The sequence below is a fragment of the Streptosporangium sp. NPDC001681 genome, assembly GCF_040298085.1.
Lineage (GTDB): Bacteria > Actinomycetota > Actinomycetes > Streptosporangiales > Streptosporangiaceae > Streptosporangium.
This window is the reverse complement of sequence record NZ_JBEOZN010000232.1, coordinates 1-7,439: the sequence shown is the minus strand read 5'-3', so window position 1 is coordinate 7,439 and position 7,439 is coordinate 1. Positions and strand designations below refer to the sequence as shown.

At 74.9% G+C, this 7,439-nt stretch carries 4 protein-coding genes and 1 pseudogene; all 5 read left to right on the top strand.

The window, feature by feature from the left end:
* Nucleotides 1–105: 105 nt before the first annotated feature.
* A pseudogene (locus tag ABT130_RS46365) lies at nt 106–2,196 on the top strand (DUF5682 family protein); the annotation flags it as partial.
* 108 nt (nt 2,197–2,304) lie between these two features.
* Complete coding sequence (locus tag ABT130_RS46360) at nt 2,305–2,988, top strand: vWA domain-containing protein (protein WP_350966315.1); 684 nt, start codon at nt 2,305–2,307, stop codon at nt 2,986–2,988.
* Nucleotides 2,985–5,000: a hypothetical protein gene (locus ABT130_RS46355; RefSeq protein WP_350966314.1), complete on the top strand. Its 2,016-nt coding sequence runs from the start codon at nt 2,985–2,987 to the stop codon at nt 4,998–5,000. Before ABT130_RS46360 ends, ABT130_RS46355 begins: the two co-directional genes overlap by 4 nt.
* Nucleotides 5,001–5,112: 112 nt before the next feature.
* Nucleotides 5,113–5,541, top strand: coding sequence for a nitroreductase family deazaflavin-dependent oxidoreductase (locus ABT130_RS46350; protein ID WP_350966313.1), 429 nt, complete (start codon nt 5,113–5,115; stop codon nt 5,539–5,541).
* A gap of 394 nt (nt 5,542–5,935) precedes the next feature.
* Entirely contained in the window at nt 5,936–7,327 is a 1,392-nt protein-coding gene (locus ABT130_RS46345; RefSeq protein WP_350966312.1) for a helix-turn-helix domain-containing protein, read from the top strand.
* Nucleotides 7,328–7,439: the final 112 nt, after the last annotated feature.

The window sequence follows — 7,439 nt, the reverse complement described above, 5'->3', positions numbered from 1 at the left end:
GTCAGGGAGGAGTATCTGGCCTCCTGACGGTCCCGTGCCCGTACGCCCGGCGGACCGGGGCGTTCGTCACCGGTCGACGGGAACGCCGGGGAGGGCGCTTTCCACGCCCCCGCCCTGGTCGCTCCCGATCAGGTGGTCCATGGAGGCGACATCGGCGCCCCCGGCACTCCGGCGGCCAAGGACCCCTCGCCCGCCACATCACTCGTCCCGTACGCCTTCGACCTGCTCGACTTCAGATCCGGCTACCCGGCGGGCATCCGTGACCCGCGCTGGCAGCAGGCGGTCCTCGCCGCGTGCGGCGATCCCGGGAAGATCAGGGACGCCGCCGCCCGTATGATCACCGAGCTCTGCCGCGAGCTGCGTGCCGCCGGGCACACGGCGGGCACCGGCGAGGCCGTGGAGACGCTCCGGCTGGCCTGCGACCTGGCCCGGTTGCGCGGCCTGCCCGCGCCGGGGCGCGGCGAGCTGCTGGAGGCGGTGACGACGGTGCTCGGCCAGGGCGAACCCCTCGGGCGCGGCCGGGCACTCGCCCGCGCCCTCGAGACGGTCCTGGTCGGCACCGAGCGCGGCAGGATCGCGCCGGGCACGCCCCGGTCCGGGCTCGGCCCCGCGGTCGAGGCCGAACTGGCGGAGCTGCGGCTGCCCCATCCCGGCGATCCAGGTCCCCGCGAGGTCCGTCTCGACCCGCTCCGCTCCGACCTGGACCGCCGCCGTGAGATCCTGCTGCAACGCCTGCTGGTGTGCGGAACCGGATACGGCCGGCCGACCGAGGTGGCGGGCACGGGTGACGCGACGGCACTCACCACCCGCTGGTCGCTCTCCTGGACCCCCTCGGTCGCCGCGCTGCTGGACCTGGCGGGCATCCGGGGTGTCACCGCGGCTCTGGCCGCCGCGGGGACGCTGCGCGAGACCTTCCGCGGGGAGTCCACCGAGGGCGGCCCCACCTGCGCGGCGATTCTCACCGGACTGCGGGCCGCGGCCGCCTGCGATCTGCGGGACCTGGTCGCGGACCGCATCGAGGACGCCGCCGCCGTGCTCCCCGCCACCGCGGGGCTGCCCGACCTGCTCGAGGCCCTCGACCTGCTGGAGGCGCTGCGCCGCGAGCACCTTCCAGGAACCACGCCGGAGAGCCGGGAGCGGGCCGCGGGGCTGTTCGGCACCCTGCTGGAGGCCGCCGTACGGTCCCTGCCAGGTCTGGCCGGCAGTGACCGGCCCGAGGACGCGATCGCCCTGACGGCGCTCGCCACCCGCTCCGCCGAGCACCGGCTCGGCCTGCGTCTCGACGACGCGTTGGGCACGCTCGCGCGCACCGGCTCACCGCTCGTCCAGGGGGCCGCGCTCGCCGCCCGGGTCCTGCTCGACCTGGACGCGCCCGGCACCCTCGGGGCCCGAATCGCGGGATGGGTCGACGGCGCCACGGGCCCGGAGGGGCGTCATCGCCTGTCCCGCGCGCTCGCCGGCCTGCTGGTCGCCGCGGGCCCGCTCCTGCAGTCGGCCGCCGAGGCCCTCGACCCGCTGCTCGACCGTGTCGACGGCCTCGGCGACCAGGGATTCCTGGATCGCCTTCCCGCACTGCGCGGTGGTTTCGACACGCTCACCCCGGCGGCACGGGACCGGTTGCTGCGAGCCGTGACCGACCGGCTCGGCGACCGGCTCGACCTGGCACTGAGCGCCCCGCCCGAGATCCTGGCCCTTTGGACCGCCGCGGACGCCGCCGGGCTGGCCGCGCTGAACGCCCTGCGGCTCCGCGTGCCCGGCATCCCCCCGCCACCGGCCGAGGCGATCACGGTCGCCGGGGAGCCGGCCTCCCCGGCCGTGCCCGCAGGAAGGACGGAGCCGGTGCCCCCGGTGGGTGGGGAGGCCACCTCGCGGCGACTCGCTCCGGCCGACCGGTGGCGGCTGCTCCTCGGCAGGGAGACCGGGCGACTGCCCGCCGACGCCAGGCGTTACGCGGACGCCCTGGACGAGCTGTACGGGATGGGGAGGGGAGAGGGAGCGGCCGACTTCGGGCCCGGCGGCGACGGTGGCGGGCAGGGCGTGTCCTTCCCCTCCGCGCGCGAGTGGGCAGCGGAGCTCGACGCCCTGTTCGGAACCGAGGTGCGGGAGGAGGTGCTGGCCCGTGCGGCCGACGGCGGGCGGACCGACGTACTGTCCGAGCTCGACCCCGACACGGTACGCCCGTCGATCGAGCTGCTGACCTCTGTCCTGTCCCTGGCGGGCGGGCTGCCCGAGCAGCGGCTGGCCCGGCTCCGTCCGCTGGTCCGCCGTCTGGTCGCCGAGCTGGCCAGGGAGCTGGCCACCCGGATGCGCCCGGCGCTCACCGGCCTGGCGACGCCACGTCCCACCCGCCGTCCCGGCGGCCGGCTCAACCTGCCCGCCACCCTCCGGGCCAACCTGGCGCACACCCGCAGGACCGGCGACGGCAGGGTTCTCGTCGTCCCGGAACGGCCGGTCTTCAGCACGCGGGTCCGCAACGAGGCCGACTGGCGGCTGGTCTTCGTGGTCGACGTCTCGGGCTCGATGGAGGCCTCGGTGGTCTGGTCCGCGCTGACCGCGGCCGTCCTGGGAGGCGTTCCCACCCTCTCCACCCATTTCCTGGCCTTCTCCACCCAGGTGATCGACCTGACCGACCGGGTCGCCGATCCGCTGTCCCTGCTGCTCGACGTGCGGGTCGGCGGCGGTACCCACATCGCCGCCGGGCTCGCCCACGCGCGCTCCCTGGTCACCGTGCCGAGTCGCACGCTCGTCGTGGTGGTCAGCGACTTCGAGGAGGGCTACCCGCTCGGAGGGCTTCTCGGCGAGGTCCGCTCCCTCGTCTCCTCCGGCGTGCACCTGCTGGGCTGTGCCGCCCTGGACGACACCGGGGCCCCGCGCTACTCGGTGCCCGTCGCGCGTCAGCTCGTCGCGGCCGGGATGCCCGTCGCCGCACTCAGCCCGCTCGCCCTCGCCCGCTGGGTGGGCGACCGCCTTCGAGGAGAGACTCGTTGAACCTGCCAGCCTCCGCCTCCCCGGCCGGGCAACTGCCACCGGTGGAGCCGCATGTGGTCGCCTCGGCGGTAGAGGACCTCACGCCCAGGCTGCGGAAGAAGCTCGACGCGGCGATCGAGCGCTGCGCCGGGCTCGCCGCCACCGCCTCAGGGCAGGTCGTCTCCATCAGCTGGGGCGAGGACGCGGTGGTCACCCTCACTCCGGGCCCTTCGGGGACGATCGCCGACCCCGGCGCGGCCCGGTGCGGCTGCCTGCTCGCGCCCCGCTGCCTGCACCGCGCCGCCGTACTGAGCGCCTGCCCGGTCGCGGAGGCCGGCCTGCCCGAGACCTCCGAGCCGGTCACCGACGCATCACCCGGTTCGGACGCGGACCCGGGCGCGACCCCCGCCCCGGCTACCGGCCAGAAAACTGCACAGAAAACGACCCAGGAAACTGCACAGAACACAACCGGGAGAGCCACCACGGAGGCCGGTCCCGGGTCCAGGCAGGTGGCCGCCGCGGCCGGGTTGTGGGACGCCGCCGCCGCGGTGCTCGTAGGCGGGGTGCCCGGTGCCGGGGCGGTACCCCAGGCGGAGCTGCTCCGCGCTGCCCACACCGCCAGGCTGGCGGGCCTGCACAGGGCCGAGGCCGCTGCCCTGCGCGTCGTGCGCGGCCTGCGTGCCGCTCGCGCACGCCATGACGGCCACCGCCTGGCCGACCTGGTCTCCGCGTTCAGGGAACTCCTGCTGACCGCGGGCAGGCTCGCCGCGGCCGACCCCGATCCAGCCCTGGTGGGAACCGCGCGCCGCGCCTACCGGCAGGGCGAGGCACTGAAGGTGTACGGGGTCTGCCGGGAACCGGTGATCAGCGTCACCGGCTACGGAGGGGTGGTCACCCACCTCGTCGCCGAGGACGGCCGCTGGTTCTCCGTCGCCGACGTCAGGCCCGGAGGATCGGCGCGTGCCCGCGGTGCCGGCACCGCCACGGTCGCGCTCGGCGCCGCGGCTCTCGACCACGCACGGCTGGCCAGAGGGGGACTGCTGATCTCCGGCGCGACGATCTCGCCCGAGGGCCGTCTCGGTGCGGGTCGCGGCGTGCGGGCCAACCCCGTCGCGGGTCTGTCCTGGTCGGCCTCGCCGCTGGCGGCCCTGTTCGCCAGGCCGCTCGCCGAGACCGCCGGCGTGACATTCTCCGAGGACCCCTGGGGCGATCCGCAGGACGGCGGGGGAGCGGGGCAGCCGGTCGGATGCGACCTGGTGATCGTCGGCGCCGAGGGAGATCGGGTGCTCGCCCGCGAGCTGCCGCCCCGTGCGGAGCCGGGGGGCGGAGCGGATGCGTTCCCCGCGTCCGCCGGACGTTCCGGCGCCGACGGCTCCCTCCGGGGACCGCTGGTCCGGCTCGCGCCGGCTGACTCCCATCCCGATCTGGCCCATGTCGCCAACCTGCGGCAGCTCGCCTCCAGGCCGGGGCTGAGGGTACGGGTGATCGGCAGGTTGGACCCTGACAGGGCCGCCACCCTGCGCCCGCTCGCGATCGGGCCGGTTCCCGGAGCCGGTCCGACGTTGCGCCTGCCCGCCGAGTGGATGGACCGCGCCGATCTCGGATACGACCGCCTGCGCGGTTCCCACCTCCCGTCTCGCGAGGACTGCCGGCCCTGGGAGGAGGCGGCCGAGGCCGGTACGGACCCGGTGGCGGCCGCACCCCTGTGGCGGGCGCGCCGCCTGGTGGAGCTGGCCGTCTCCGGCGGGCGGCGGGCGGTCGCGGAGTCCGCGCGGGGTGATTCCCTCGCCCAGCGGGCCGCGCTCCGCCGCGCGGGCTTCGCGACCGCCGCCGACCTCGTCGACGCGCTCACCGCGGAGGCCGACCGCCGCACCCGCGACGTGTTCGGCCGCCTGGCCGACTCCGGCGGCGACCGGTACGCCTGGACGTGGCTCGCCGCCGCGGTCCATCTCACGGCCACGGAACGGGCACTGGTCCGGGCGTCCTGGCACGACGGCCGCGCCCGATGTGCTCCCGGAGAGCGGGCCGGATGACACCCGCGTGGCGCTTCCCGGTGTTCGGCCGCCCCCGGGCGACCGCCCTCGCGGGTGCGGGCAGGAAGGACCGGATCAAGAAATGTCGCCGACGGCCGATAGCGTGCGCGGCATGAGCGATGAGATCACCGACTCCCCCACCGGTTGGGTCGCCAAGCACGCCCGCAGGTACGTCGAGTCGAACGGCGCGGAGGGCCACCTCTATCACGGCCGGCCGACGCTGCTGCTGACGACGGTCGGCCGCAGGTCCGGGGTGCGCCGGCGCACCCCGCTGATCTACGGCCGTGACGGTGACGCCTACGTGGTCGTCGCCTCCAACGGAGGGGCCACCGGCCACCCGCTGTGGTACCACAACCTGCTGGTCCTGCCCCAGGTCGAGGTGCAGGTGGAAGCCGCGACGTTCACGGCCCTCGCGCGGACCGCGACCGCCGAGGAGAAGCCCGCGCTGTGGCGGCAGATGGTCGGCATCCACGCCGAGTACGCCGGCTACCAGCGCAAGACCGACCGCGACATCCCGGTGGTGATCCTCACACCTGCCTGAGGTCCCAGGCCGGTCACCCGGTCATGACCGTGACACCGGGGCGGACCGGGCCGCCCTCGGTCTCGCCGGCAACGAGGCGGAGCGGGAGTTCCCGTCGTCCCGGCCGGCCGCCCTCACCGAGGTGGCACCGGAAAGCGGACGGGAACGGCCATGACCGCTCACCTGTACCGGGGATCTCGCGACGGGGTCAGAGACGGGCCGCGACCGTCGTGGTCGCGCGCACGGCTGCGATCTCATGGCGGGGCCGGGCGAGGTCGTGAGCTGTTCGTGATCTCAGTTGGACCGCGACAATGCTGGCCACAAAGGGCAGTACGATCTACTGTAATTGACAATAAACCGTGCGTAAGGAGTGGGGCGTGGATCTCATCGTGCCGCCGGCGGAACGGGTGTGCTGATGGCCAGTCAAGCAAGCATCGGTGACCGCATCCGCAGATTGCGGTTGAGCAAGCACATGTCCCAGGCGCAGCTGGCCGGGCCAGACCTGTCTGACAGTTATGTTTCGCTCATCGAGTCAGGGAAGCGGAATCCCACTCCGAACGTCACGCGCCTGCTCGCCGAGCGGCTCGGCTGCGGCATCGAGTTCCTGCTCCACGGGATCGAGCCGCACCAGCGCGTCGACACCGGGCTCGCCCTGCGCCACGCCGAGCTGGAGTTGTGTCACGGGGATCCGGCCGTGGCGGCCGATCGTTTCGCGGAAACGGTCAGGGCCGCGGGCGACGACAACGCCGCTCTCGCCGCGCAGGCGAGGTTCGGCCAGGCTCGTGCGCTGGAGGCCCAGGGGTACACGGCGCAGGCGGTCGAGGCCTACGAGGGGCTTCGCCGCGAGGCCGCGGCGCATCCCGAGCGCCTTGCCGACCTGCCGGTCGTCGTGGCGCTCTGCCGCTGCTACCACCGAGCCGGTGACGCGCTACGCGCCCGGGATCTCGGGCTGAACGCTCTGGCACAGGCCGTTCGGCTCGGGCTCGACCAGGGCGCCCTGGCTCTCGACCTCGCCGTGGTGCTCGCCGAGACGGAGATCGACCTGGCATATGCCGAGCGCGTGCTGTCGGCGTCCGGCATGCCCGAGGCCGTCGACCGCGGTCCGGAGGTTCTCGGCCTGTGGCAGGCCAGCGCGGCCGCGGCGGAGAAGGACTCCGCGCTGGCCCTGCGGCTCGCGGAGGACGCCATCGCCGCCGGCCGCTCCACCCAGATGGCCTCCGACTACGCCCGGAGCGCGATGTGCTGGGCGTGGATCACCGCCGCGAGCCCCGAGGACGCCGGCCTTGACCGGGCGGGCGAGTTCGCCGCCTCCGCGGCCGAGGTCCTCACGCGCCTGTCACCCGGGGCGGTCGAACACGCCCGGAGCCTGATCGTGCTCTCCCGCGTGCGGCTGCGCGCCGGCGACGTGGACGCCGCCGCCGACCTGTCGGACCGGGCTCTCGGCCTGCTCGCCGGTGTGCGCGGGGCGGTGCCGGCCATGGCGTACGTGGTCCTGGCCGAGCTCGCCTTGGCACGCTCCAAAGACGGCGGCCCGGCGCTGGTGGAGGCGCAGGAGGCACTCGCCGATCCGGCCACCACGTCGGCCTCCCTCACCGACAGGCAGTCGGCCAGGCTCTGGCGCGAGATCGGCGACCTCTGGGGGCGGGCCGGATCACCGGAGAGGCAGATGAACGCCTATCGCCGGGCGCTCGAAACCGTGGGGGTCTGCTCGCGGATGGAGACGCCACCCGGCTCGACGTGGCGTGAGGTGGTGACTCCCGCGATTCCGGCGCACCTCGGCGCTTCGCGCGGGGCGGCGGCCGGCTGATCGCCCGCGGGGCCGGCTCTCTCCCCGCTCGTCGGGCTGGGGTGGTGCTGGTCACAGGGTGGTTCTTTCGCTGAGAGGCCGGATTCCGGCGGGCCCGGACCGCCCCGGAGAG

What these genes read in the sequence shown, in the direction of transcription:
- ABT130_RS46345 (WP_350966312.1), top strand. Translation starts at nt 5,936, where the DNA reads ATGGCCAGTCAAGCAAGCATCGGTGACCGCATCCGCAGATTGCGGTTG.
- ABT130_RS46350 (WP_350966313.1), top strand. Translation starts at nt 5,113, where the DNA reads ATGAGCGATGAGATCACCGACTCCCCCACCGGTTGGGTCGCCAAGCAC.
- ABT130_RS46360 (WP_350966315.1), top strand. Translation starts at nt 2,305, where the DNA reads ATGCGCCCGGCGCTCACCGGCCTGGCGACGCCACGTCCCACCCGCCGT.